Below are 24108 nucleotides of genomic sequence, written 5' to 3'. Positions count from 1 at the left end.
TGCAACTGCGGGCGCGCGCCGTCTTGTCGGCTTGGGCGCGGCTTTGCACATTCGCGCGCACGGGCTTGCCGCCGGGGGGCGTCGCATGGCGCTTCGTGCCGGGCGAGCGTTCAAAACGGGCCACTCTTCTTCAATACACGCCGTTGGAACGGCCCGACCATCCGCCCGAGACCCGATCCGGGAGATCGCCATGAACAAAGACAACAGGCCGCCCACGTTGACCACCGCGGGCGGCGCCCCCGTGGTCGACAGCAGTCGCTCGATCACCGCAGGCCCGCGCGGGCCGGTGCTGCTGCAGGACTACCAGATGGCCGAGAAGCTGGCCTACCTCGCGCGCGAGCGCATTCCCGAGCGCGTGCTGCATGCCAAGGGCGCCGCCGCATTCGGCACGTTGCGCATCACCGGCGACATCGCGCGCTACACCCGCGCGCGCGTGCTGCAGCCGGGGCAGGCCACGCCGGTGCTGGTGCGCTTCTCGGGCCTGACGGGCGAGCGCGGCTGCGCCGATGCCGAGCGCGACATGCGCGGCTTCGCGCTCAAGGCCTATACCGAGGAGGGCAACTGGGACCTGGTCGGCAGCCACCTGCCGGTGGCGTGCATCCGCGATCCGCAGAAGTTTCCGGACCTCGTCCGCGCGCTCAAGCGCCACCCGGTGAGCCACCTGCGCTCGCCCACCGCGATCTGGGACTTCTGGTCGCTCTCGCCGGAGAGCATCCACCAGATCGTGATGCTGTTCTCCGACCGCGGTCTGCCTGCCGGCTACCGCCACATGCACGCCTACGGCGTGCATGCCTTCGGGCTGGTGAACGAGACCGGCGAGCGGGTGTGGGCCAAGTTCCATTTCCGCACGCGGCAGGGTGTCCGCTGCCTCACCGACGCCGAGGCACGCTGCGCCGTCGCGGAGGACCGCGAGAGCGCGCAGCGCGACCTGTTCGAGGCCATCGAGCGCGGCGAGCATCCTTCGTGGTCGCTGCACGTGCAGTTGATGAGCGAGGCGCAGGCCGCGGCGCTGCCGTTCAACCCCTTCGACCCCACCTGCGTGTGGCCGCAGGGCGCGCACCCGCTCATCGAGATCGGCCTGCTCGTGCTGCATGCCAACCCCGACAACTATTTCGCGCAGGTGGAGCAGGCCACCTTCAACCCGGCGCACCTCGTGCCGGGCATCTGCGTGTCGCCCGACAAGCTGCTGCAGGGCCGGCTGCTGACCTACGCCGACGCCCAGCGCTACCGCGTGGGCACGCACCACGCGGCGCTGCCGGTGAACCGCCCGCTGTCGCCGGTGCACACCTACCATGCCGACGGCGCGATGCGGCTCAACGTGCCGGCGCGCACCGACGCCTATTACGAACCCAACTCCTTCGGCGGGCCGCGTCCCGACCACCGGCTGGCCGAACCCGCGCTGCCGCTGGCCGGCGACGCGATGCGCTTCGACGACCGCCAGGGCCTGGGCGACTACGCGCAGGCCGGCGCCCTGTACCGGCGCATGGACGAGGGCGAGCGGCAGCGCCTTGCCGCGAACATCGCCGCATCGATGGCGAGCGTGCCCGACGCCATCCAGCGGCGGCAGGTCGAGCACTTCCGGCTGGTGGACGCGGCCTTCGGCGAAGGCGTGGAGGCCGCGCTCGCGCGGCTTGCCGGGTAGCGCTCAGACGGCCGACACCGCGGCGGCCTGCGCATCGCGGCCGCCGAAGACGGGCGGCGACGTGACGATCGACGTCAGCGGCGGCTCCGCCCGCGAGGCGCGCAGCCGTGCGAGGTCGGGCCGCGGGCGACGCAGGGGCGGGTGCGCTGCGAAGGCCTGCTCCATCGCCCGCGCCGCGCCGAGCACGCGGTGGTCGGTGCGGAAGCCGCCCACCACCTGCAGCCCGAAGGGCATGCCCGCGTGGTCGAGGCCGCAGGGCAGCGTGATAGCGGGGTGCGTGGTCAGCGTGACCACGTAGGTCAGCGCCAGCCAGCGGTAGTAGTTGGCCTGCGGCTCGCCGTTGATGTGGCTCGCGTACGGCTGCGTCCACGGGAACGGCGAGACCGGCGTGGTGGGCGACAGCACCAGGTCGTAGTCGGCGAAGGTGGCCTGGAAGCGGTTGATGAGCCGGGTCTGCTCGGCCTGTGCCCAGGCGCTGTCGAGCAGGCTCATGCGCGCACCCATCTCGTAGTTGGCGCGCGGGTTCGGGCCCAGGCTGTCGGGGTCGCGCTCGTAGGCCGCCTGCATGCCCGCCACGAAGGCCTCGGCGCGCAGCACGTCGAAGCAGCGGTGCGCCTCGCCCATGTCGAAGTCGACCCGGTCGCAGCGCCGGAGCATGTGCCGCATGGCCTCGATCTTCGCGCGGAAGGTGGCGCGGATGCCATCGTCCACGGCGCAGGTGCCGAAGTCTTCGGTCCACGCCACGCGCAGGGTCGACAGGTCGACCGGCGCCGGGGCCAGGAACGACATCGCATCGAGCGGATAGCTAAGCGCATCGCCAGCATGCATGCCGGCCGAGGCGGCGAGCTGCAGGCAGGCGTCGTCCACCGTGCGGCCCATCGGGCCGACGACCGAGATGGGCGTCCAGCCCAGCGGCTTGCGCACGCTCGGCACGATGCCGGGCGACGGGCGGAAGCCCACCACGCCGCACTTGGCGGCCGGAATGCGCAGCGAGCCGCCGGTGTCGGAGCCGGTGCACACCGGCAGCATGTCGCAGGCCAGCGCGGCGGCCGAGCCGCCAGAGGAGCCGCCGGCATTGAGGTTCGGATCGAAGGGGTTTCCGGTGGCGCCCCACACGTCGTTGCGCGAGTTGGCGCCCGCGCCCATCTCGGGCACGTTGGTCTTGCCCGCGACGATGCCGCCCGCGCGGCGCAGGCGGGCGACCAGCTCGATGTCCTGCGCGGGCACGTGGTCGCGGTACAGCGGCGAGCCCCAGGTGGTGAGCAGGCCTTCGGTCGACTCAAGGTCCTTCACGCCGAGCGGCAGGCCGTGCAGCAGGCCGAGCGTGTCGCCGCGCATCACGGCGCTTTCAGCCGCCCGCGCCTCGGTGCGCGCGCGCTCGAAGCAGGTGGCGGTGACCGCGTTGACGTAGGGGTTCAGGTGCGCGATGCGCGCGATGCAGGCTTCGAGCAGCTCGACCGGCGACACCGCCTTGCTGCCGATGAGGCGGCGCAGCTCGACCGCGGATTTCTCGACGAGCTCTGCGCCGGGGTGGGAGGTGGTGTCCATGGGGCGGGTCAGTCCGCCGTGATGTTCGCGCGCGCCGCGACGGCGCGCATCACCGGCAGCTCGCGGGCGATGAGCTCGCTCGCGGCGGCGGCGTTGCTGTACGCGGGCTCCAGCCCCTGTGCCAGCAGCCTGGCGCGCGTGTCGGGGTCGGCGACGGTCGTGGCCAGCGCCTTCTCGAGCTTCGCCTTCACGTCTGCCGGCAGTCCCTTCGGTCCGGCCAGCATCAGCCAGGTGTCCATGTCGATGTCGGTGTAGCCGCTCTCGGCCAGCGTGGGCACGTTGGGCAGCAGCGCGGAGCGCTTGGCGGTGGTGAGCGCGATGGCCCTGATCTTGCCGCTCCTGAGCTGCGGGATCGCGGCGCTCACCGTGTCGATGCTGAACGGGATCTGCCCGCCCATCAGGTCGGTCATGGCCGGCGCGCTGCCCTTGTACGGCACGTGCGTCATCTTCAGGCCGGCCGCGTGCAGCAGGCTTTCGCCGGCGAACTGCGCGGTGGTGCCGGTGCCGAACGAGCCGTACGAATACTTGCCGGGCGAGGCCTTCACGTAGTCGACGAACTGCTTCACCGTCTGCACGGGCACGTCGCTGTTGGCCAGCAGGACCAGGCCGGTGCGCCCGGCGATGCCGATCGGGTCGAAACCCTTCACCGGGTCGTAGGGCAGGCTGGCGCGGATCGCCGGGTTGACCGTGAAGGTGGTGCCCGAACTCACCAGCAGCGTGTAGCCGTCGGGCACCGCCTTCGACACGTAGCTCGCGCCGATCACCGTGCCGGCGCCCGCGCGGTTCTCGATCACCACCGGCTGGCCGAGCTCCTTGCCCAGTCGTTGCGCGAGCACGCGGCCGTTGACGTCGGTGGCGCCGCCCGGCGGAAAGGGAATGACGAGCGTGATCGGGCGCGAGGGAAAACCCGTCTCGGCAGCCAGGGTGGCCAGCGGCACGGCGCCGAGGCCGAGGCCGCACAGCAGGGCGATGCGGGCGACGAGCGGGAGACGGTTCATCGGGGCTCCAGAAAGCGGCAAAAGGGTTCGAGGCGAATGTGACAACTCATCCTAGGAGCCGCCGGGCGCTGCCACAAGCGCAATGTTTAGAATCCTGCGTTGCCGGATCGGCAATCGAAAAAGGCCGCTTCCGGGCCTTCTTGCAGAGGAAACCCATGGCATTTCGCGCACTGCAGGAAACCGCGGTCCGCTACTTTCTCGAGGTGGTGAAGACCGGCTCGGTGAAGGAAGCGGCGCTCAAGCTCAACGTTGCGCCTTCGGCGGTGAGCCGGCAGGTGGCGCGGCTGGAGCGCGAACTCGACACGCTGCTGTTCGAGCGCCATGCGCGCGGCATGGTGCCCAATGCGGCCGGCGAACTGCTCGCTGCGCATGCCAAGCGGGCGCAGCAGGACATCGAGCGCGTGGCCAACGACATCGCTGGGCTGCGCGGCCTGCGCAGCGGCCATGTGCGCGTGGCCAGCACCGAGGGCTTCGCCTTCGACTTCATTCCCACGCTGATCGCCCGCTTCCGCCGCAAGCACGACGGCATCCGCTTCCATCTCGACGTGTGCTCGCCCGCGGACATCTCGCGGCGGGTGCGCGACGGCGAGTCCGACGTGGGCATCACGCTGAGCGCCGTGCCCGAGCCGGGCATCGAAATCGAGCTGCGGCATCCCAGCCCGATCCTGGCGGTGATGGCCAAGGACCATCCGCTGGCCGTGCAGCGGCAGCTCTCGCTGCGCCAGGTGGTGGCGTACCCGCTGGGGCTGCCGCTGGAAGACAGCTCGATCCGCCGCCTGCTCGATGCGAGCTGCACCCGGCAGGGACTGCGCTACGACCTGGCCATGTCGAGCAACCATGCGAACGCGCTGCCGAGCTTTGCCGCGGCCGGCGGCGGCAGCATCGCGTTCTACGGTGCGCTGTCGATGCGCGCGCTGCTGCAGGGCAAGGCGCTGGTGGCCATTCCGCTGAAGGACCGCGAGATGAACGAGCGCCATCTCGAGATCGAGACCATGGCGGGGCGCGTGCTGCCCGATGCGGGCAGGGCCTTCGTGCGCTACCTGGTGGAGGCGGTCAGGGCCTCGGGCTGAGCGGCGCCCTCACTGGAGCGCGCGGTCGATCGCCTCGCGCAGGTGCTGCAACCCGAAGGACACGTCGGTGAAGACGCCGTTCACGTAGAAGGTGGGCGTGGCGCGCACGCTGAGGCGGCGGCCGAGCTCGACCTGCTCCTGCACGCGCTGGCGGTAGACGTTGTCCTTCAGTTCGTTCTCGAAGCGCGCCATGTCGAGGCCGAGCTGCGCGGCGTAGCTGTCGAGGTGGCGGTTGTCGAGGTGGCTCTGGTGGTTGAACAGCAGCTCCGCATAGGGCCAGAACTTGCCCTGCGCACCGGCGGCCTCGGCGGCTTCCGCGGCCAGTTCCGCATGCGGATGGACCTCGCGCAGCGGAAAGTGCCGGAACGCGAAGCGCACCTGCTTGCCGAAGTGCGACAGCATCATCTGCACGGCAGGGTGGGCCTGGCGGCAGGACGGGCATTCGAAATCGCCGAATTCGACGACGGTGACCGGCGCCGAGTCCGGCCCGAGCACGTGCTCGGTGGCGCGGTCGGGCACGAGGAGTTGGGCCACGGAATTCGCCTGGGATGCTGCGCTCATGAAAGGCTCCGGTTGGGTGGTGTGTTCACTTGTCCACGCGCATTTTCCGCCGCCAGCTGCCCGGCGGTGTGCCGGTGAACTGCGAGAACACGCGCGTGAAATGGCTTTGGTCGGAGAAGCCGCAGGCCGCGGCCACTTCGGCCAGCGGGCGCTCGAAGTCCATCAGCAGCGCCTGCGCGCGCTCCAGCCGCTGTGCCACCAGCCACTGGTGCGGCGTCTGGCCGGTGGTTTCGCGGAAGGCGTGGATGAAGTAGCTGCGCGACAGGTTGCAGGCGTCGGCGATCTCGGCCACGGACACGCTGCCGTCCATCTTGCTGCGCAGCATTTCCTTGGCGCGCGCCTCGTGCGAGCGCGACAGCACGCGATGGGTGCGCGGCGGGCCGGGCGGCGCCGACCGGCCGTGGTGGTCGACCAGGTAGCTGGTCATGGCCAGGCAGAGCTGGTCGACGAACAGCATGCTGGCTTCCGTGGGGCGCGCGAGTGCCGGCGCGAGCGCGGCGGCGAGATGGGCGAGCACGTCGTCCGTGGCGGAGCCGACCGGCTCGATGCCGCCGACGCGCGGCCCCGTCTTCTCGTCGAAGGCGCGCTCCAGCGCGGCATGCGAGATCTCGAGCAGCACGAAGTCGAAGCCGCCGAGCAGGTCGGCGCGGTAGCGGTCGCTGAAGTCGCGGATGTAGATCGAGCCCTTGCGGAAGTCGTGGCTCGCGGCGTGGTGCTCGTGCAGCACCCGGCGCCGGTGCCCGTCGCGCAGCGAGACGCCCACCAGCACGCCGCGCCCGCTGGCATCGGTCTCCACCTGCTGGCGCTGTTCGCCGTCGACGGTCTTGCGGTACACGCGCACGCCATTGGCCGACAGTTCGTGGTCGTTGCGCAGCAGGCCGGAGGTGCAGCCCAGCGTGTCCTGCGGCGCCGCAACCGGCGGCCCGAAGGAGGCGATGAAGGGGCTGCTCGCCGCGGAGGAACTGGGATCGGCGCGCATGGATGGGCGGGACAGGAAAAGCAAGTGGTCGAGCGTCCGATTGGCGGTGCTGCGCGAAATTATGGATAGAAGTTTTGCACGTTTTCTTGAAGCTATTTGAAAAAGCGCGGGTTTTTACTCTTGCTGACCTGTTGATTTTTTATGGCTGATCTATGTTGGTGCATGCCGCTCCACCCGTGCGGTGTCGATGGATGGCCCCCCCAGGCCGATTGGCCGTCATAAGGTTCCAAGCATCCCGCGCGCAACGGCAGCCCTTATCCTCGGCAGGATCACAACGCAGCCGAATCCGCAGGCGCCGCCACCATGACCGACTTCCGTCCCACCTACGACCCGAGCTTCGACCGCATCGGCGCCGACCGCCTTCCCGCGCTGCTGTGCGCCATGCCCAAGGCCGAGCTGCACATGCACATCGAGGGTTCGCTCGAGCCCGAGCTGATCTTCGCGCTCGCGCAGCGCAACGGCGTGTCCATTCCTTACGCCAGCGTCGAAGAACTGCGCAAGGCCTATGCCTTCACCAACCTGCAGAGCTTCCTGGACATCTACTACGCCGGTGCCAGCGTGCTGCTGAAGGAGCAGGACTTTCACGACATGGCCTGGGCCTACTTGGAGCGCGCCGCCGCCGACAACGTGGTGCACACCGAGATGTTCTTCGACCCGCAGACCCATACCGCACGCGGCGTGGCGATGGAGACGGTGGTCAACGGCCTGCACCGCGCCTGCGTGGAAGCGGGCCCGAAGCTGGGTGTGAGCGCGTCGCTGATCCTGTGCTTCCTGCGCCACCTGAGCGAGGAAGAGGCGTTCGAGACCCTGGAGCAGGCGCTGCCGTTCCGCGACCGGTTCATCGGCGTGGGGCTCGACTCCAGCGAAGTCGGCCACCCGCCCGAGAAGTTCGCCCGCGTGTTCGCGCGCTGCCGCGAGCTGGGCCTTCACCTCGTGGCGCACGCGGGCGAGGAAGGCCCGCCCGAGTACGTATGGAGCGCACTCGACGTGCTGAAGGTCGAGCGCGTCGACCACGGCGTGCAGAGCGCGAAAGACCCGGCGCTGATGAAGCGGCTCGCGCAGGAGCGCATTCCGCTGACCGTGTGTCCGCTGTCGAACCTCAAGCTCTGCGTGTTCCCCGACCTCGCGCAGCACAACCTCGGCACGCTGCTCGACGCGGGCCTGGTCGCCACCGTGAACTCCGACGACCCGGCCTATTTCGGCGGCTACATGAACCAGAATTTCCTGGAGACCTTCGCGGCCACCGGCCTGAGCGTGCGCCACGCATGGCAGCTCGCGGCCAACAGCTTCGAAGGCAGCTTCATCGACACGGCCGCCAAGCGCGCTTACGTCGACCGGCTCAACGCGGTCTTCGCGAGCTTCTGAACAAGGGCCTGTTCACCCTGTTTCCGGCGTCGCGTTGGCCGGCAAAGGGGCTGGGTGCAAGGCGCGCGTGCGCAGCAAGGCTGGTGCCTCGCAAGCGCGGGCAACGCTACAGGCGGCCCCTTTGCCGGCCAACCCGAAGGGAAGGCCTGTCACGGCGGGCCACTCGGCGTTGCGCTTCTTGCATGGGCATACGCCTATGCAGCGTCGCGCGCCTTGATTGGCCCGCCGTGACAGGCCTTCGCGACGCCGGAAACAGGGTGAACAGGCCCTGACCGTACCGGCCGCAACACCAGCAGCGGCATCGCCACCAGCGCGCACGCGCTGGCCGCGAGCCACACCAGCGGCCAGCCCTGCAGTGACAGCAGGTGCGGAATGGAGAACGGCGTGACGAAGCACACCAGGAACACGCTGGTGTTCGCCATGCCCAGTGCGGTGCCGGCGCGCGATGCGCCGGCCAGCGTGGCCAGTTCGGTGTATGCCACCCCGTGCCAGGCCGACACGCACACGCCGCTCGCACCCAGCAGTGCCACCAGCGCGATGCGAAGCGCCGGCGAATCGGCGGCGTGCGTGCCCGCCACCATCACCAGCAGTGCCAGCCCCGCGAAGAGCAGCACGCTGAGTGCGCTGCAGGCCTGCAGGTAGGCCGGCCGGTTGCGGCGGCGGTCGGTCCAGCGGCCGCTCCACACGCGCATGGCCATCGCGCCCACCTGCACGCACACCATCGTCGCGGTAATCGTCCCCAGGCCTGCATGGCCGAAGTCGTGGAGGAACACGGTGCCGAAGGACAGCACCGCGAACTGCGGCGCGCAAAGAATGCCGATGCCGGCCACGATGCGCCACACGCGCAGGTCGCGCAGGGGGCCGGCTTTCGGTATCGCGGTCGCCGGCGCGGCCCTGTCGTCGTTCGCGGTCACGGGCGGCTCGTGCACCCAGGCCCAGCTCATCGCCGCGCTCAGCGCGCACAGCAGCGCGAGCAGGCCGTAGAGCGCCGCGAAGCCGAAGTGCAGCGCGACGAAGGGCAGCACCAGCGCGCCGATGCCGCCGCCCATGGGCACGGCGGTCTGGCGGATGCTCATCGCGAGGCCGCGCTCGCTGGCGTCGAACCACGTCATCACCGCGCGGCCGCTGGCGCCGTTGACGCTGCCGCCGAGCAGGCCGACCAGCAGCAGCCCGCTGCCCAGCCAGCCCAGGCCCGGGATGTGCCCGGCGGCCGGCGCCGCCCACAGCGCCATCGCGACGAGTGCGACCGCGGTGCTGCCCAGGCCTGCCAGCAGCACGGGGCGGTCGCCCCAGCGGTCGGTCAGCAGGCCCCAGGGCAGCTCGCTCACCGCGATGCCCAGCCCCATGAGGCCGAGCACCAGCCCGAGGGTGGCGTTGTCGAGCTGGTAGCCGGTGCGCATCAGCACCGCGGTCATCGGAATGCCGCTGAAGGCCACCGAGAACGCCGCGTTGGCGGCCACGCCGGCGGCGAGCACCTTCCAGCGGTGGCGGGGCGGGAACGCGGCGGATCCAGGCGGGGAAGAGATCGGATGTGTCATGTTGCGGTGCAGTGTCCGCCGCTGCCAAGGTTTTGAAAATCAGAAAATAATGACGCAACCGTTCCAAAAAACGGGACGATCAAGACAACCCCGAAAGGACAGGCATGAGCCAGGTGATGTTCGATCTCGACGTGCTGCGCAGCTTCGCCACCGGCATCGCGCTCGGCAGCTATGCGCGTGCGGCCGACAGGCTGGGCCGCTCTACCTCCGCGGTGAGCGCGCAGCTCAGGAAGCTGGAGCAGCAGGCCGGCACCGTGCTGTTCCGCAAGGCGGGCCGCGGGCTCGAGCTCACCGAGGCCGGCGAGACGCTGCTCGCGTACGCGCACCGCATGCTCGAACTCAACGACGAGGCCGGCGCCGCGATGCGCGGCGTCGACCTGCAGGGCTGGGTGCGGCTCGGGCTGCAGGAAGACTTCGGCGAGACGCTGCTGCCCGCCGTGCTCGGGCGCTTCGCGCGCGCGCATCCCAAGGTGCGCATCGAGGCCTGCGTGGCGCGCAGCAGCGAGTTGCGCGAGCGGCTCGAACTCGGCCAGCTCGATCTGGCGCTGGCCTGGGACGCGGGCGACCAGCCGCTGTCGCCCTACGCCGAACGCGTGGCGCGGCTGCCGCTGCTGTGGATCGGCCCCACGGCGCCCGCGCGGGTCGATGCGCCGTGGTGGACCGAGCGCGAACTGCGCGGCCCCGGCGCGCGCGCGCCGAAGAGCAAGGAGCCGCTGCCGCTCGTGATGCTCGACGCGCCGTGCCCGCTGCGCGAGATCGTCATCGCCGCGCTCGACCGCGCCGGCGTGCCGTGGCGCCGGGCCTTCGGCAGCGCCAGCCTGGCGGCGCTGTGGGCCGCGGCCTCGGCCGGGCTGGGCCTCACGGTGCGCACGCCGTTCGGCCTGCCTTCGCATGTGCGCCCGCTCGACCGCACGACGCTCGCATTGCCGGCGCTGCCGCAGATCTCGCTGGTGCTGTACCGCGCGCAGGCCCATTCCGAAGCGCCGGCGAGCCGCCTGGCCACGCTGCTGCTGGAGGCGGTGCGCCAGCATGTGCAACCCCTTGCCGTCTCGATGCGTGAGAATCCGCCGCTGGAGACAAAAACAAAAGCGAGACGGCATGGCAACGCGCAACTTCCTGCATCTGTGGGATGACCGGTTTCTCTACATCACGCCGGCGATCCAGTCGGGCCTGACGGCCCGTTCGTCGGCCACGCTGCTGGCCTCGGTCAGCGGCCATCCCTTCACGCTCGAGGCCGAGGACGGCACCCGCGTGCGCTGCACCGCCGCGCTGGTCGCGCCGCACGTGTCGCGCCGGCTCGACGTCGACGGTTGCGGGCTGCTCTCGCTCAATCTCGATCCCGCGTCCAGTGCCTACCGCATGCTCGCAAGGCGCATGGGCGGCCACGGCATCCAGCCGATCGACGCGCGGCGCTTCGGCCGGCTGCGCGACGACTTCGCGCCCGCGCAGTGCGGCGAGCTGCCCAGCGAGCGGCTGCAGTCGCTCAGCGCCAGGCTGGTCGAGGCGATCACCGAATGCCCCGAGCTGCAGGCCGCGATCGATCCGCGCATCGAGCGCGTGCTGCAGTCCATCCGCGCGCATTCGGGCCAGATCGCGCTGCCCGAACTCGCGGCCGTGGCATGCCTGTCGCCCGACCGGCTCACCCACCTCTTCGCCGAGCAGGTCGGCGTGTCGGTGAAGCGCTATGCGCTGTGGACCAAGGTGCGCCGCACGGTGCAGCAGTTCACCGGGCATCGCTCGCTGACCGAGGTGGCGCTGGTCAGCGGCTTCACCGATGCGGCGCACATGAGCCGCACCTTCCAGCGCTACTTCGGACTGCCGCCGTCCTTCCTCGCAAACCAGGTGTGCGTGACGGCCGACGCGCAGGCCTCACATGCCTGGGGCGAGCAGGCGCCGCTGCACTGAGGGCGCGGGATACTGGCACCAACCCTGAGGCGATGCAGCGGCTGCGTACAAGCCGCGGGACGCCGCTGAGCCTAATCTCCGGGACGCTCCGCCAAGAGAGCATCACCTGGAGACTTCATGACACATCCGATCCGTCGCGGCGCACTGCCGCTGTCGCTGCTCGCGCTCGCCACCGCGGCCGCCCTCACTGCCTGCGGCGGTGGAGGCGGCGGCGGGAGCGGCTTCGCGTTCTTCCCGACGCCGACCCCGCCGTCCAACCCGCCGGCCGACAGCACCTACAAGGCCGAGATCCGCCGCACCGCCATGGGCGTGCCGCACATCAAGGCCGACAACTGGCCCGGCGTGGGCTACGGCTACGGCTACGCGCAGGCCGAGGACGACCTCTGCACCATGGCCGACTCGTTCCTCACCTACCGCGGCGAGCGCTCGCAGTACCTCGGCGCCGACGCCACGCTGCTGGCCAGCAGCACCATCGGCATGCCGAAGAACATCGAGTCCGACTTCTTCCATCGCCATGTCATCTCGGGCGACGTGCTGAAGAAGATGATCGACGCGCAGCCCGACAACCTCAAGAAGCTGGTCGAGGGCTTCGCCGCCGGCTACAACCGCTATGTGCGCGACCTGAAGGCAGGCGGGGCGGGCGGCGCGCACGAGGCGTGCCGCAACGAGGCCTGGGTGCAGCCCATCGGCACCGACGACATCTATCGCCGGATGTACGCGGCCAACCTGGCGGGCGGGTACAGCAACTTCCTTGCGAACATCGCCGCCGCCACGGCGCCCGCGCCGGTGGCGCCCACGAAGGTCTCCGCACGCAGCGGCACGGGTAGGAAGGCGCCGGTGCAACTGGCGGCGCTGCGCAAGCTCGACCTGCCCGAACTGCAGGTGGGCGGCCATGAGGGCGTGGGCAGCAACATGATCGGCTTCGGCACCGCCGCCACCGGCGAGGCGAGCCCGCTGCTGTTCGGCAACCCGCACTGGTACTGGCGCGGGCCCGACCGCTTCTACCAGGCGCAGCTCACCATTCCGGGCGAGCTCGACATCAGCGGCACGTCCTTCCTGGGCATCCCGGTGATCCTGATCGGCTTCAACGACAACATCGCTTGGAGCCACACGGTGTCGACCGCGCGGCGCTTCGGCTTCTACCAGCTGAAGCTGGCCTCGGGCGACCCGACCAGCTACATGCGCGACGGCGCGGCGGTGAAGATGCAGGCTTCCGACATCACGGTGAAGGTGAAGGGCGCGGACGGCGCGATGACGCAGGTCACCCGCACGCTCTACAAGAGCGAGTACGGCCCCATGGTCAACCTGGCGCCGCTGAACAGCGGGCTGGCATGGAGCCAGACCATGGCCTTCGCGATCCGCGACATCAACGGCGAGAACTACCGCACCTTCCGCAACTGGCTGCGCTGGAACCAGGCGAAGTCGCTCGACGATTTCATCGCCATCCAGCGGGAGGAAGCCGCCATTCCGTGGGTCAACACCGTGGCCGTCGGGCGCGGCAGCGCGAAAGCCTGGTATGCCGACATCGGCGCGGTGCCGAACGTGTCGCCCGCGCAGGTGACGGACTGCACGACGCCGGTGGGCCTCTCGATCCAGCCATCGCTGCCGCGCGTGCCGATCTTCGACGGCTCGCGCAGCGCCTGCGACTGGCAGACCGACGCCGACTCGGCGCAGAAGGGCGCCATCGGCGCATCGCGCATGCCCAGCCTGCTGCGCGACGACTACGTGGCGAACATGAACGACAGCTACTGGCTCGCGAATCCGAAGGCGCCCATGACCGGCTACCCGGACATCATGGGACCGGCCGGCACCGAGGCGGTGAGCTTCCGCACCCGCATGGGCAACGTGCTGGCGCAGTCGCGCATCGACGGCGCCGACAGCTACGGCGCGAAGGGCGCGACGTCCGACATCGTCAGGCGCATGGTGCTCAACAGCCGCGTGCTGACGGCCGAGCTGTTCAGGGCCGAGGCGCTGCCGATCGTGTGCGACGGCACGCCGATCGCGGTGAGCGCCGACCCGGCCACCGGCGAGAGCATCGGCCCGAGCATCGACGTGAGCGCCGCCTGCGTCGCGCTCACGGCATGGGACGGCACCGGCGTCACCGGCGCGAAGGGCGCGCACCTGTGGGACGAGTTCTGGAACCGCGCATCGCGGATTCCGGCGGCCTCGCTCTACAACGTGCCCTTCGATGCGGCCGACCCGATCAACACCCCGCGGCAGCTGAAGAGCAGCGCCGGCACGCAGCTGCGCGAGGCCTTCGGCGCCGCCGTGGCGCGCGTGCAGGCCAGCGGCTTTGCGGTGGACGCTGCGCGCGGCGAGTACCTCTTCGCCACGCGCGGCGGCAAGAAGATCCCGCTGTACGGCGGCTGCGGCGGTCCGGGCTACTTCACCATCTCGTGCTCGGAGAACCGTCTCGACAAGGGCGGCTACACCATGGACGGCAACCCGAACGGCAACAGCTACATGCAGGTGGTGCGCTTCCCCGAAGGTGGCGTGGAGGCCCACACCTTCCTGACCTTCTCGCTGTCGGACGACCCGGCCTCGGCGCACAACGGCGACTACACGCGCGCCTACAGCGAAGGCAAGTGGCTCAAGGTGCCGTTCTCGGAGGCGGAGATCAAGGCCGACGCCGGCTACCGCAGCACCGCCATCGCCGAATAGCGCCGGCGCCAGGGAGCGTGCGTGCCGCGCGGCTGTCGCGCCGGCCTTATAAGATCGGCGCAGAACGCGCCACGCACGCCCATGCGCCACGCAGCTGCGTTCCTCTTACCTCACAGGAACACAGCATGCGCGCGAAATCTTCGGGCGGCCTCGGGCCGCTTTTTCTTGTCCTGCCCGTCGCCCTGGCCCTCGGGGCCTGCGCCGGCACCGCCGGCGGGGCGCCGCCCGAGGCCAAGGCCCCCGGGCCCTACAAGGCCGAGATCCGCCGCACCGCCATGGGCGTGCCGCACATCAAGGCGGACGACTGGGCCGGTGCGGGCTACGGCCTCGGCTACGCGCAGGCGCAGGATAACCTCTGCACCATGGCGGACGGCTTCCTGACCTTCCGCGGCGAGCGCTCGCAGTTCTTCGGCGGCGAAGCGCAACTGCCGGCCAACAGCACCATCGGCCGGCCGAAGAACATCGATTCCGACTTCTTCCACCGGCATGCGATCGCACCCGACACGGTGCTCGCCTTCGAGAAGGCCCAGCCCGAGAGCATCCGGCGCATGGCCGAAGGTTTCGCGGCAGGCTACAACCGCTACCTGCGCGAGCTGAAGGCCGATGCCACGGGTACGGGAAGCACGGGAAGCACGGCCAGCAAGGCGAGCGCGCACGTCGCCTGCCGCAACGAGGCGTGGGTGCGGCCGATCACCGCGCAGGACATCTTCCGCCGCATGTACGCCACCAACCTGGCGGCGGGCTACAGCAACTTCGTCTCGAACATCGCGAACGCGGCGCCGCCCGCCGCGACGGTGTCGTCGAGCGCGCCGGCGCAGGGCGCGCAGGCTTTCGCGCCCGAAGTCGGCGGCAAGGCCGGCGTCGGCAGCAACATGATCGCCTTCGGCACCTCGGCCACGGGCGACGCGAGTCCGCTGCTGTTCGGCAACCCGCACTGGTACTGGCGCGGCCCCGACCGCTTCTACCAGGCGCAGATCACCATCCCGGGCCAGCTGGACGTGAGCGGCACCTCGTTCCTGGGCGTTCCGGTGATCCTGATCGGCTTCAACGCCAACGTCGCGTGGAGCCACACGGTGTCGGCGGCACGCCGCTTCGGGCTCTACCAGCTGAAGCTCGCGCCGAACGACCCGGCCAGCTACATGCGCGACGGCCGCGCGGTGAAGATGCAGGCCCGCACCGTCACCGTGAACGTGAAGCAGCCCTCGGGCGCGGTCGAGCCGGTGACGCGCACGCTGTACGGCTCCGAGTACGGGCCGCTGGTCGACCTCGGCGCCATCGACCCCGCGCTGGCCTGGAGCCGGTCGACGGCCTTCGCGATCCGCGACATCAACGCCGGCAACTTCCGCACGTGGCTGCGCTGGGGGCAGGCGAAGTCGCTCGACGAGCTGATCGCCGTGCAGCGCGAAGAAGCCTCGATCCCGTGGGTCAACACGGCGGCGGTCGGCCGCGGCAGCCCGCAGGCCTGGTACGCCGACATCGGCGCGGTGCCCAACGTGTCGCCCGAGCAGGTGGCGCGCTGCACCACGCCCGCGGGCCAGGCCATCGCGGCCGTGATGCCGCAGGTGCCGGTGTTCGACGGCTCGCGCAGCGACTGCGACTGGCAGACCGACGCCGACTCGGTGCAGAAGGGCGCCATCGGCGCCTCGCGCATGCCGAGCCTCCTGCGCGACGACTATGTCGCCAACATGAACGACAGCCACTGGCTCGCCAATCCGAAGGCACCGCTCACGGGCTACCCGCCGATCTTCGGGCCGGCCGGCGGCGAGGCGCAGACCTTCCGCACGCGGCTCGGCCACATGATCGCGCAAGGGCTCGGCAAGGGCGCGACGGTCGAGGCCGTCGAGCGCGCGGCGCTCGGCAGCCGCGCCTACACGGCCGAGCTGTTCAAAGACCGCGCCCTGTCGATGGTGTGCAGCGTGCGCCGCATCGCGGTGGCCGGCGACCCGCAGACGAAGGAGAGCTTCTCGCCGCCGCGCAGCGTCGACACGGGCCCCGCGTGCGCGGTGCTGAAGCGCTGGAACAACACCGGCGTGGCGTCGGCGCGCGGCGCCCATGTGTGGGACGAGTTCTGGTCGCGCGCCTCGCTGCTGCCCGCCGACAGGCTCTACGCCGTGCCCTTCAGCGCGGCCGATCCGGTCCACACGCCGCGCGGGCTGCAGGCTTCCGCCGCCACGGACCTGCGGCAGGCCTTCGGCGCGGCCATCCTGCGCGTGCAGGCCAGCGGCTACGCGCTCGATGCGCAGCGCGGCAGCATGCTCTTCGCGACGCGCGGCGGCCGCAAGATCCCGCTGTCGGGCGGCTGCGACGGCCAGGGCTACTTCACGGTGCTCTGCTCGGAGAGCCGCCTCGACCAGGGCGGCTACACCATGGACGGCAACCCGAACGGCAACAGCTACATGCAGGTGGTGCGCTTCCCCGAAGGTGGCGTGGAGGCGCACACCTTCCTGACCTTCTCGCTGTCGGACGACCCGGCTTCGCCGCACAACGGCGACTACACGCGCGCCTACAGCGCCGGGCAATGGCTGCGCGTGCCGTTCACCGAAGCGGAGATCACGAAGGACGCTGCGTACCGCAGCGTCACGATCCGGGAATAGGGCGGGGCCACGGCGCCGCAGGGCGCACGTGCCTCAAGCCGCGTCAGGCCACATCAGGGCGCATCAGGCCGCATCAGGCCAATGGCCGCCAGCGCCAGCGCGTCGATCGAATCGGTCAGCACGACGTCGAATTCGCGGCGCCGGCTCGTCGGCACGGCGAGCGGCAGCTCGGTGCAGCCGAGCACCACCGCCTGCGCGCTCTGCTGCGCAAGCAGGCGGATGCCCTCGGCGGCCGGCGCGAAAGCCTCGTCGATGCGGTTCGCCTTCACGGCGGCGATGGCGGGCACGCACAGGCGCTGCACGTCGTGCGTCGACGGCTCGACCGGCTCGTAGCCCGCGGCACGCAGGTACCGCTGGTAAAGGCCCATCGCGATGGTCGCGGGCGTGCCCAGGATGCCCACCTTGCCCTGCGTCACGCCCTGGCGGCGCAGGTCGGCCACGACCGATTCGACGATGTGCAGCAGCCGCACCGGGCTCGCGGCCTGCAGCTCGTCGAACCACAGGTGCGCGGTGTTGCAGGGGATCGCGATGCAGTCGGCGCCGCCGGCCACCAGCGTCGCGATGCCGCGCAGCATCGCGGGCAGGGGGCTCGGGCCGTTGCCCATGAGCGCGGACGATCGGTCCGGAATCGCGGGGTCGTTGCACAGCAGCACGGGAATGTGCTGCTGGTCGTTGTCGGCGGGGGTGAGCTGCACCATGCGCAGCGCGAACGCGGCACCGGCGAGCGGCCCCATGCCGCCGAGCACGCCCAGGCGCTGCGGCACGGCATTCACCGTATCCGTCTCGCTCAAGGCGCCACCCGGTCGCGGTGCGCGAGGGCCAGTCGTGCCGCCAGTTCGGCGGCGGCTTCGCACGGGTCGATCACGGGCACGCCCACCGCCGCTTCGAGCGGTGCGCGCAGGTCGGCCATGCCGGCGCAGCCGAGCAGCACGACGTCGGCGCCGTCCTCGTCGACCAGCAGTCGGGCCGCTGCAATCATCGGCTCGAGCGCATGCGCGGCATCGCCGGAGAGGTGCACCGGCAGGTCCAGCGGGCGCTCGGCCGCCACGCGTTCGCGCACGCCCAGCGCTTCCCAGTAGCGCATGTGCCGTCCGATGGCCGCGCTGGCAATCGCGATCACGCCGACGCGCTGTCCGCGCGCCAGCGCGGCGCGCATGCCCGCTTCGCCCAGGCCGACCACGGGCTTGTCGCTGCGCGCACGCGCCGCGGCCACGCCGGGATCGCTGAAGCAGGCGAGCACGAAGGCATCGGCCTGCGCGGCGTGCGCGGCCACGTCGTCGGCAGCGATGCGCGCGCCCAGTTCGAAGTCGGCCTGCGTCACGATGCCCGGCGGGCCGTCCTGCGCGGTCACGCAGTCGAACGCGCACCGCTCGGGTGGCACCGTCGCACGGAAGGCGCGTGCCACGGCGTCGGTCACGTTGGTGCTGCTGTTGGGGTTCAGCACGCGCACGCGCGGCGCGATGTGCGGCGTGCTCATGCCTTGTCCTCCCCGAGGCCGATCAGCGCCTTCAGCACGCGGCCGTGCGGGCGGTCGGTGCCGGGCGCCGGCGAGCGGCGCGGCAGGTCGGGCGCGCTGCGTCGCAGGTATGCGCCGCTGCCGCGCTCGACGTGCAGCGCGTCGTTCTCGATCACCACGCGGCCGCGGCTCACCACCACCTCGGGCCAGCCCTGGATGGTGCGGCCCTCGTAGGGCGTGTAGCCCGCGTTGTCGTGCAGCATCGCGGCGGTGATGGTGGTCTCGCGCTCGGCGTTCCACACGGCGATGTCGGCATCGGCGCCCAGGGCGATGGCGCCCTTGCGCGGCGCCAGGCCGTACAGCTTCGCGTGGTTGGTGGCCGTGAGCGCCACGAACTGGTGGATGTCGATGCGCCCCTTCAGGAAGCCTTCGCTGAACAGCAGCGGGCAGCGCAGCTCGATGCCGGGCACGCCGTTGGCCATTTCCTTGAAGGTGGTGGCGTCGCCCTTGGGCAGCTTGCCGGTCTCGTCGAAGCGGTAGGGCGCATGGTCCGACGAGTAGGTGGCCAGCGTGCCGTCGATCAGGCCGCGCCAGATGGCCTCCTGCGCGTCGGCGTCGCGCGCGGGCGGCGAGCAGCAGAACATGGCGCCTTCCAGGCCGGGGCGGTCCATGTCGTCGGCGGTGAGGAACAGGTACTGCGGACAGCTCTCGGCCAGCACGTTGGCGCCCAGCAGCTGCGCCTGGCGGATCACCTCCACCGTGTCGCCGCCGGCCACGTGCACCAGCAGCAGCGGCACGTCGACCAGCCGCGCCAGCGCGATCGCGCGGTAGGCGGCTTCGGTCTCGGCCAGCGGGTCGTGGGCCACGCCGTGGAACTTGGGCGCGGTGTGGCCGCGGTCGATCAGGCGCTGCGCGATCCAGCGGATCATGTCGTTGTTCTCGGCGTGCACCATCACCAGCGCACCTTCGGCGCGGGCCAGGGCCAGCACGTCGAGCAGCTCGATGTCCTCGAGCTTCATGCGGTCGTAGGTCATGTAGACCTTCAGCGAGGTGATGCCGTCGCGGATGGCCGCGGGCAGGTCCTGCGAGAGCGTGGCGCCGTCGGGGTTCGCCAGGATCAGGTGGAAGCCGTAGTCGATCACCGCCTTCTCGGCCGCGCGCTGGCTGTAGTCGGCCAGCACCTCGGGCACCGACATGCCGCGGTGCTGCGCCGCGAAGGGCAGGATGGTGGTGGTGCCGCCGAACGCGGCCGACACCGTGGCCGAGTAGAAGTCGTCGGCGCACATCATGCCCATGCCCGAGCGCTGCTCGACGTGGCAGTGGCTGTCGATGCCGCCCGGCAGCACCCAGCGGCCGGTGGCGTCCACGTCGCGCAGGCCCGGCGGCAGCGAGCCGCCGATGGCCGCGATGCGCCCGTCGCGCACGCCGAGGTCGCCCTCGATCACGCGGCCGTCGGTCACGATGCGGCCGCCGCGGATCGTCAGCTCGAAGCGTTCCTCGCCGATCAGCGAGTCCATGGAGTGGTCCATTCGGGGCTCCCTGCGCGCGCTCAGACCAGCGGCTCGCCCGCGCCGGTGCGCTCGACGATCAGGCGGTAGTGCTCGGGGCGGCGGTGCTTGGCGAAGTTGAAGACGTGCTGGCGGAAGTGCTCGCCCAGCGACATGTCGGCCTTCACGCAGATGACCTCGTCTTCCTCGGTGAGGGTGCGCGCGACGATCTCGCCGGTGGGCGCCACGATGGCCGAGCTGCCGATCATGTGGTGGCCGTCCTCGGAGCCGCACTTGGCGGCCGCGGCCACCCAGATGCCGTTCTGGTAGGCATTGGCCTGCAGCGACACCAAGTGCGTGGTGGTGCGCAGGTGCACCGGCTCGTTCCAGTGGATGTTGAGCGACGGCGTGTTGTAGCCCAGCACCACCACCTCGGCGCTCTGCAGCGCCATCACGCGGTAGGTCTCGGGCCAGCGACGGTCGTTGCACAGGCACATGCCGAAGCGCGTGCCCATGGTGTCGAACACGCGGAAGCCGAGGTCGCCCACTTCGAAGAACTTCTTCTCCAGGTGCTGGAAGGGCGCGTCGGGCTTGTGATCGGAGTGGCCCGGCAGGTGGATCTTGCGGTACTTGCCGACGATGGCGCCCGCGCGGTCCACGATGATCGCGGTGTTGTAGCGCGTGCCCTCGGGCGTGCGCTCGGCATAGCCGAGGTAGAAGCCCACGCCGAGCTTCTTCGCCTCGTCGAACAGCGGCTGCACCTGCGCGTTGGGCATGGCCGCCTCGAAGAAGCGGGCCTCGGCCTCGGCCTCTTCCATCCAGTAGCGCGGGAAGAAGGTGGTGAGCGCCAGTTCGGGGAACACGACCATCTCGGCGCCGCGGCCCTTGGCGTCGCGCATCATCTCGACCAGGCGGCGCACGACCGTCTCGCGGGTGTCCGACAGGTGCACCGGGCCCATCTGGGCCACGGCCAGGCCCAAGGTTCGTTTGGTTGTCATCTTTGCTTCCTCAATCAGGGTTGGTGGTTGTTCGGGGGGCGGCCGGCGTCATGCGGCCTTGGGTTGGGCGCGGCCCTGGCGTTTTTCCAGGCGGCCCAGCAGCACGACGAGCGGCCACAGCAGCGCGAGATAGATCAGCGCGGCCAGCACGATGGGCGTGGGGTTGTAGAGCATCGATTGCGCGGAGCGCGCGGCATAGAGCATTTCGGGCACCGACACCACGCTGGCGATGGTGGTGAGCTTCACCACCTCGATCATGTTGCTCACGAGGTCGGGGAACACGTTGCGCACCGCCTGCGGGATCTCCACGTACAGGAGGCTGGCCACGCGACCCATGCCGGTGGACAGCGCCGCTTCGCGCTGACCGCGCGGCACCGATTCCAGGCCCGCGCGCAGGATCTCGCCGAAGTAGCTCGAGTTGTTCAGCATGAAGCCCAGCGCCACGCAGGCCATGGGCGACAGTTCCAGGCCCAGGTAGGGCAGCCCGGTGTACAGGAAGATCAGCAGCACCAGCGGCGGGAACGCGCGGAAGAAGTCGATGTAGACCACCAGCAGCGCGCGCACCAGCCGGTTGCGGATCACGAAGCCGGCCAGCGCCAGCGCCATGCCGGCCGCCAGCCCGAGCGGGATCACCCAGGCCGAGAGCAGCAGCGTGTTGAGCAGCCCCTGCAGGATGTAGGGCGCGACCTCGCGCACCACGCCGAGGTTGAAGAAGTACTGGAGGATGAGTTCCATGGGGCTCCGTTCGGCGGCTCAGTGGCGGCCCGCGCCGTGGCGCCGTTCGATGTAGCGCCCGGCGATCACCACGGGCAGGAAGATGATGAGGTAGCCCAGCGCACCCAGCATCAGCGGCGTGGGGTTGCCCGCGAAGCTGGTGGCCGAGGTGGCCTGGTTCAGTATCTCGTTGAGCGCGGCCACCGAGCCGTAGGCCGTGCCCTTGGTGATGGCGATCACGCGGTTGGTCAGCGGCGCCACCATCAGCCGGCACGACTGCGGCAGCAGCACATGCACCATGGCCTGCGTGTGGCTCAGGCCGGTGGAGCGCGCGGCCTCCATCACGCCGCGCGGCTGCGATTCGATGCCGGCCCAGAACACCTCCTCGGAAAAGGCCGCGAGCACCAGCGTGAGCGCCAGCCAGGTCGAGGCGAAGGCACCGAGCGACACGCCCAGGAAGGGCAGCGCGTAGTACAGCAGGATGATGAGCACCAGCGGCGGCAGGGCACGGAAGATGTCGACCAGCGTCGACACTGCCAGCGGCAGTCCGCGCACCGGCAGGCTGCGCAGGTAGGCCAGCAGCATGCCGAGCGCCAGGCCGGCGGCGATCACCGCCAGGCCCAGCTCGATCGTCACGCGCGCGCCGTCCAGCACCTGGGGCAGGTAGCGCGCGGCGATGTCGCCGTTGAAGAAAGTGAAGACGAGCTTGTCGAGCTGCATGCGGCGTTCCGGTTCGGCCGCTCAGAGCGCGCGGCTGCCGATGCTGGCAATGAAGGCCTCGGTGCGCGCGTGCGTGGGCGCCTCGAACACCTGCGCCGGCGAGCCCTGCTCGACGATGGCGCCGCCGTCCATGAACACCACGCGGTCGGAGGCGGCCTTGGCGAAGCCCATCTCGTGCGTCACCACGACCATGGTCATGCCATCGGTGCGCAGCTCGCGCATCACCTGCAGCACGCCGCCCACCATCTCGGGGTCGAGCGCGCTGGTCGGCTCGTCGAACAGCACCAGCGCGGGCTTCAGCGCGATCGAGCGCGCGATGCCCACGCGCTGCTGCTGCCCGCCCGACAGCTGCGTGGGCCGCACGCGCGCCTTGTGTTCCATGCCGACGCGCGCCAGTGCCTCCATGGCGGTGTGCTCGGCCGCGTCGCGTGCCATCTTCTTGACCTTGCGCAGCGCCAGCGTCACGTTGCCCAGCACGTCCAGGTGCGGGTAGAGGTTGAAGGCCTGGAACACCATGCCGACGCGTTCGCGCAGCCGGTTGAGATTGGCGCCCGGCGCATAGATGTCGTGGCCTTCCACGCGCACCTCGCCGCGGGTGGCGTCCTCCATGCGGTTGCAGCAGCGCAGCAGCGTGCTCTTGCCCGAGCCCGAGGGGCCGATCACCGAGACCAGCTCGCCCGCCTGCACATCGAGGTCGATGCCGTTGAGCACGGGCACGCTGCCATAGGATTTGTGCAGGTTGCGGACTTGCAGAAGCGAGGAAGACGTCACGGCGGTCATCGGTGGGTGGGTTCGGGCGTTAGGGGGCAGCGCTCGGCGCTTACTTGCAGACGGGCTTGTCGGCGGTGGCTTCGTAGCCGAACAGGCCCGGGATGCCATGGCCGGCCGGCGAGACGACCGTGGCCGAATCGGCCGCCGGCGCGGCGCCGAACCACTTGGCGTGCATCTTCTGCAGCGAGCCGTCGAGCTTCATGCACTTGAGCACGTTGCTCACCTGGTCGCGCCCGGCCTTGTCGTCCAGGCGGAACGGAATGGCCCAGACCGAACCCGTCTTGATGGTGAAGCTGGTTTTGATGGCGGGCGTGCTCTTCACCGCCCATGCCGAAGGCGTGACGCCTGCCAGGTTGGCGTCGCCGCGCCCGGAGATCACGGCCTGCACCGCGTCGGCGTTGGTGCCGTACACCGCGATCTCGTAGCCGTACTTCGTCTGGTTGTTGCGCGCCCATTCCTCGGGGCCCGAGCCCTTGTTCACGGCGATGGTCTTGCCCTTGAGGTCTTCCAGGCGCTGGATGTCGTTGCGGTCCTTCTTCATGACCAGCGTGAAGTTGTTCTCCAGGTAGCCCTCGGTGAACAGCACCGACTTCGCGCGCTCGGGCGACACCGTGGTCGGCGCCATCAGGAAGTCGAACTTGCCCGCGTTCAGCGCGGGGATCAGCGCGGAGTACTGCGCGCCCTCGATCTCGATGCGGCGGCCCAGGCGCCGCGCGATCTCCTCGCCCAGGTCGACGTTGAAGCCCTGGTAGCCACCGCTGAGCTTGGGAAACGCATGCGGCGGAAAGTTGGGATCGACGCCGGTGCGCAGCGGCGCGGTGTCGGCGGCGGCGGCGCCGGCGGCCATGGCGAATGCCAGCGGCGCGAGCAGGAACTTGAGGTGACGGGACATGGGCATTTCTCCAGAAAAAATCGCAAGGCGGATGGAGGCGGCCCGAAGGGGCGGCCCGCACCGCAGTGGTGTGCTGCGGCGATGCGATGAATTATTTCGAGGGAGAAAAGCGACGTCGATTGATGCTTTGTGCGGCGTCGTTACGCGTGCGTTAACACCTGTCCCTGCACTGGTGCGGCACGTCGATTCGCGCCTAACCGTGGTGCGAA

Annotated in this window: 20 protein-coding genes; 7 read left to right on the top strand and 13 right to left on the bottom strand. The window is 70.3% G+C overall.

All coding sequences use genetic code 11. The annotated features are described in order from the left end of the window. Positions 1-190 precede the first annotated feature (190 nt). Positions 191-1642: a catalase gene (locus AACL56_RS27330; RefSeq protein ID WP_339093121.1), complete on the top strand. Its 1452-nt coding sequence runs from the start codon at positions 191-193 to the stop codon at positions 1640-1642. A 3-nt stretch (positions 1643-1645) separates the two neighbouring features. Here AACL56_RS27330 and AACL56_RS27325 read toward each other — a convergent pair whose 3' ends face one another. Both AACL56_RS27325 and AACL56_RS27320 read right to left on the bottom strand, forming a co-directional pair. Next, the gene (locus tag AACL56_RS27325) at positions 1646-3190 is read right to left on the bottom strand and encodes an amidase (protein ID WP_339093120.1); all 1545 of its coding nucleotides are present in this window, start codon (positions 3188-3190) and stop codon (positions 1646-1648) included. A gap of 8 nt (positions 3191-3198) precedes the next feature. Continuing rightward, entirely contained in the window at positions 3199-4188 is a 990-nt protein-coding gene (locus tag AACL56_RS27320; protein WP_339093119.1) for a Bug family tripartite tricarboxylate transporter substrate binding protein, read from the bottom strand. Positions 4189-4343: 155 nt separating this feature from the next. Between AACL56_RS27320 and AACL56_RS27315 the strand changes: the two genes are divergently transcribed. After that, positions 4344-5258: a LysR family transcriptional regulator gene (locus AACL56_RS27315; protein ID WP_339093118.1), complete on the top strand. Its 915-nt coding sequence runs from the start codon at positions 4344-4346 to the stop codon at positions 5256-5258. Positions 5259-5267: 9 nt separating this feature from the next. Here AACL56_RS27315 and AACL56_RS27310 read toward each other — a convergent pair whose 3' ends face one another. Together AACL56_RS27310 and AACL56_RS27305 are read right to left on the bottom strand one after the other, a co-directional pair. Beyond that, the gene (locus tag AACL56_RS27310; protein ID WP_339093117.1) at positions 5268-5819 is read right to left on the bottom strand and encodes a DsbA family protein; all 552 of its coding nucleotides are present in this window, start codon (positions 5817-5819) and stop codon (positions 5268-5270) included. A 25-nt stretch (positions 5820-5844) separates the two neighbouring features. Continuing rightward, positions 5845-6798, bottom strand: coding sequence for a helix-turn-helix domain-containing protein (locus AACL56_RS27305; RefSeq protein ID WP_339093116.1), 954 nt, complete (start codon positions 6796-6798; stop codon positions 5845-5847). Between the two features lie 303 nt (positions 6799-7101). Between AACL56_RS27305 and AACL56_RS27300 the strand changes: the two genes are divergently transcribed. Then, positions 7102-8163: an adenosine deaminase gene (locus AACL56_RS27300; RefSeq protein ID WP_339093115.1), complete on the top strand. Its 1062-nt coding sequence runs from the start codon at positions 7102-7104 to the stop codon at positions 8161-8163. A gap of 194 nt (positions 8164-8357) precedes the next feature. On the opposite strand, the gene AACL56_RS27295 is transcribed toward AACL56_RS27300, so the two are convergent. Continuing rightward, positions 8358-9701 (bottom strand): MFS transporter, encoded by a 1344-nt coding sequence (locus AACL56_RS27295; RefSeq protein WP_339093114.1) that lies wholly within the window; start codon positions 9699-9701, stop codon positions 8358-8360. 104 nt (positions 9702-9805) lie between these two features. Between AACL56_RS27295 and AACL56_RS27290 the strand changes: the two genes are divergently transcribed. From AACL56_RS27290 to AACL56_RS27275, 4 genes are all read left to right on the top strand, one after another. Beyond that, the gene (locus AACL56_RS27290; protein WP_339093113.1) at positions 9806-10834 is read left to right on the top strand and encodes a LysR substrate-binding domain-containing protein; all 1029 of its coding nucleotides are present in this window, start codon (positions 9806-9808) and stop codon (positions 10832-10834) included. Further along, positions 10800-11606, top strand: a complete 807-nt coding sequence (locus AACL56_RS27285; RefSeq protein ID WP_339093112.1) for a helix-turn-helix domain-containing protein — start codon at positions 10800-10802, stop codon at positions 11604-11606. The genes AACL56_RS27290 and AACL56_RS27285 overlap by 35 nt, the downstream gene beginning before the upstream one ends. Positions 11607-11723: 117 nt before the next feature. After that, positions 11724-14267 carry a penicillin acylase family protein gene (locus AACL56_RS27280; RefSeq protein ID WP_339093111.1) on the top strand — a complete coding sequence of 848 codons (2544 nt, stop codon included), beginning with the start codon at positions 11724-11726 and terminating at the stop codon, positions 14265-14267. A gap of 125 nt (positions 14268-14392) precedes the next feature. Next, on the top strand, positions 14393-16861 hold the full coding sequence (locus tag AACL56_RS27275; protein ID WP_339093110.1) for a penicillin acylase family protein: 2469 nt from the start codon (positions 14393-14395) through the stop codon (positions 16859-16861). Between the two features lie 53 nt (positions 16862-16914). Here the strand turns inward: AACL56_RS27275 and AACL56_RS27270 are convergent, their stop codons facing one another. From AACL56_RS27270 to AACL56_RS27235, 8 genes are read right to left on the bottom strand one after another with little or no spacing between them, the layout of a single operon-like run. Further along, positions 16915-17652, bottom strand: coding sequence for an aspartate/glutamate racemase family protein (locus AACL56_RS27270; RefSeq protein ID WP_339093109.1), 738 nt, complete (start codon positions 17650-17652; stop codon positions 16915-16917). After that, positions 17649-18338, bottom strand: coding sequence for an aspartate/glutamate racemase family protein (locus AACL56_RS27265; RefSeq protein WP_339093108.1), 690 nt, complete (start codon positions 18336-18338; stop codon positions 17649-17651). The genes AACL56_RS27270 and AACL56_RS27265 overlap by 4 nt, the downstream gene beginning before the upstream one ends. Further along, positions 18335-19846, bottom strand: coding sequence for a dihydropyrimidinase (gene hydA / locus AACL56_RS27260; protein ID WP_339093107.1), 1512 nt, complete (start codon positions 19844-19846; stop codon positions 18335-18337). Before hydA ends, AACL56_RS27265 begins: the two co-directional genes overlap by 4 nt. 20 nt (positions 19847-19866) lie before the next feature. Continuing rightward, a complete protein-coding gene (locus tag AACL56_RS27255; RefSeq protein ID WP_339093106.1) occupies positions 19867-20802 on the bottom strand; it encodes an N-carbamoyl-D-amino-acid hydrolase in 936 nt (311 codons plus the stop codon). Positions 20803-20850: 48 nt separating this feature from the next. Continuing rightward, entirely contained in the window at positions 20851-21537 is a 687-nt protein-coding gene (locus AACL56_RS27250) for an amino acid ABC transporter permease (RefSeq protein ID WP_339093105.1), read from the bottom strand. 18 nt (positions 21538-21555) lie between these two features. Further along, the gene (locus AACL56_RS27245) at positions 21556-22236 is read right to left on the bottom strand and encodes an amino acid ABC transporter permease (RefSeq protein ID WP_339093104.1); all 681 of its coding nucleotides are present in this window, start codon (positions 22234-22236) and stop codon (positions 21556-21558) included. Between the two features lie 21 nt (positions 22237-22257). After that, positions 22258-23016 carry an amino acid ABC transporter ATP-binding protein gene (locus AACL56_RS27240; RefSeq protein ID WP_339093103.1) on the bottom strand — a complete coding sequence of 253 codons (759 nt, stop codon included), beginning with the start codon at positions 23014-23016 and terminating at the stop codon, positions 22258-22260. Positions 23017-23056: 40 nt separating this feature from the next. After that, entirely contained in the window at positions 23057-23899 is an 843-nt protein-coding gene (locus AACL56_RS27235) for a transporter substrate-binding domain-containing protein (RefSeq protein WP_339093102.1), read from the bottom strand. Positions 23900-24108: the final 209 nt, after the last annotated feature.

The sequence above is a fragment of the Variovorax paradoxus genome, assembly GCF_902712855.1.
Taxonomy (GTDB): domain Bacteria; phylum Pseudomonadota; class Gammaproteobacteria; order Burkholderiales; family Burkholderiaceae_C; genus Variovorax; species Variovorax paradoxus_Q.
The sequence above is the reverse complement of the archived record's forward strand: the minus strand, read 5'-3'. Positions and strand labels throughout refer to the sequence as shown.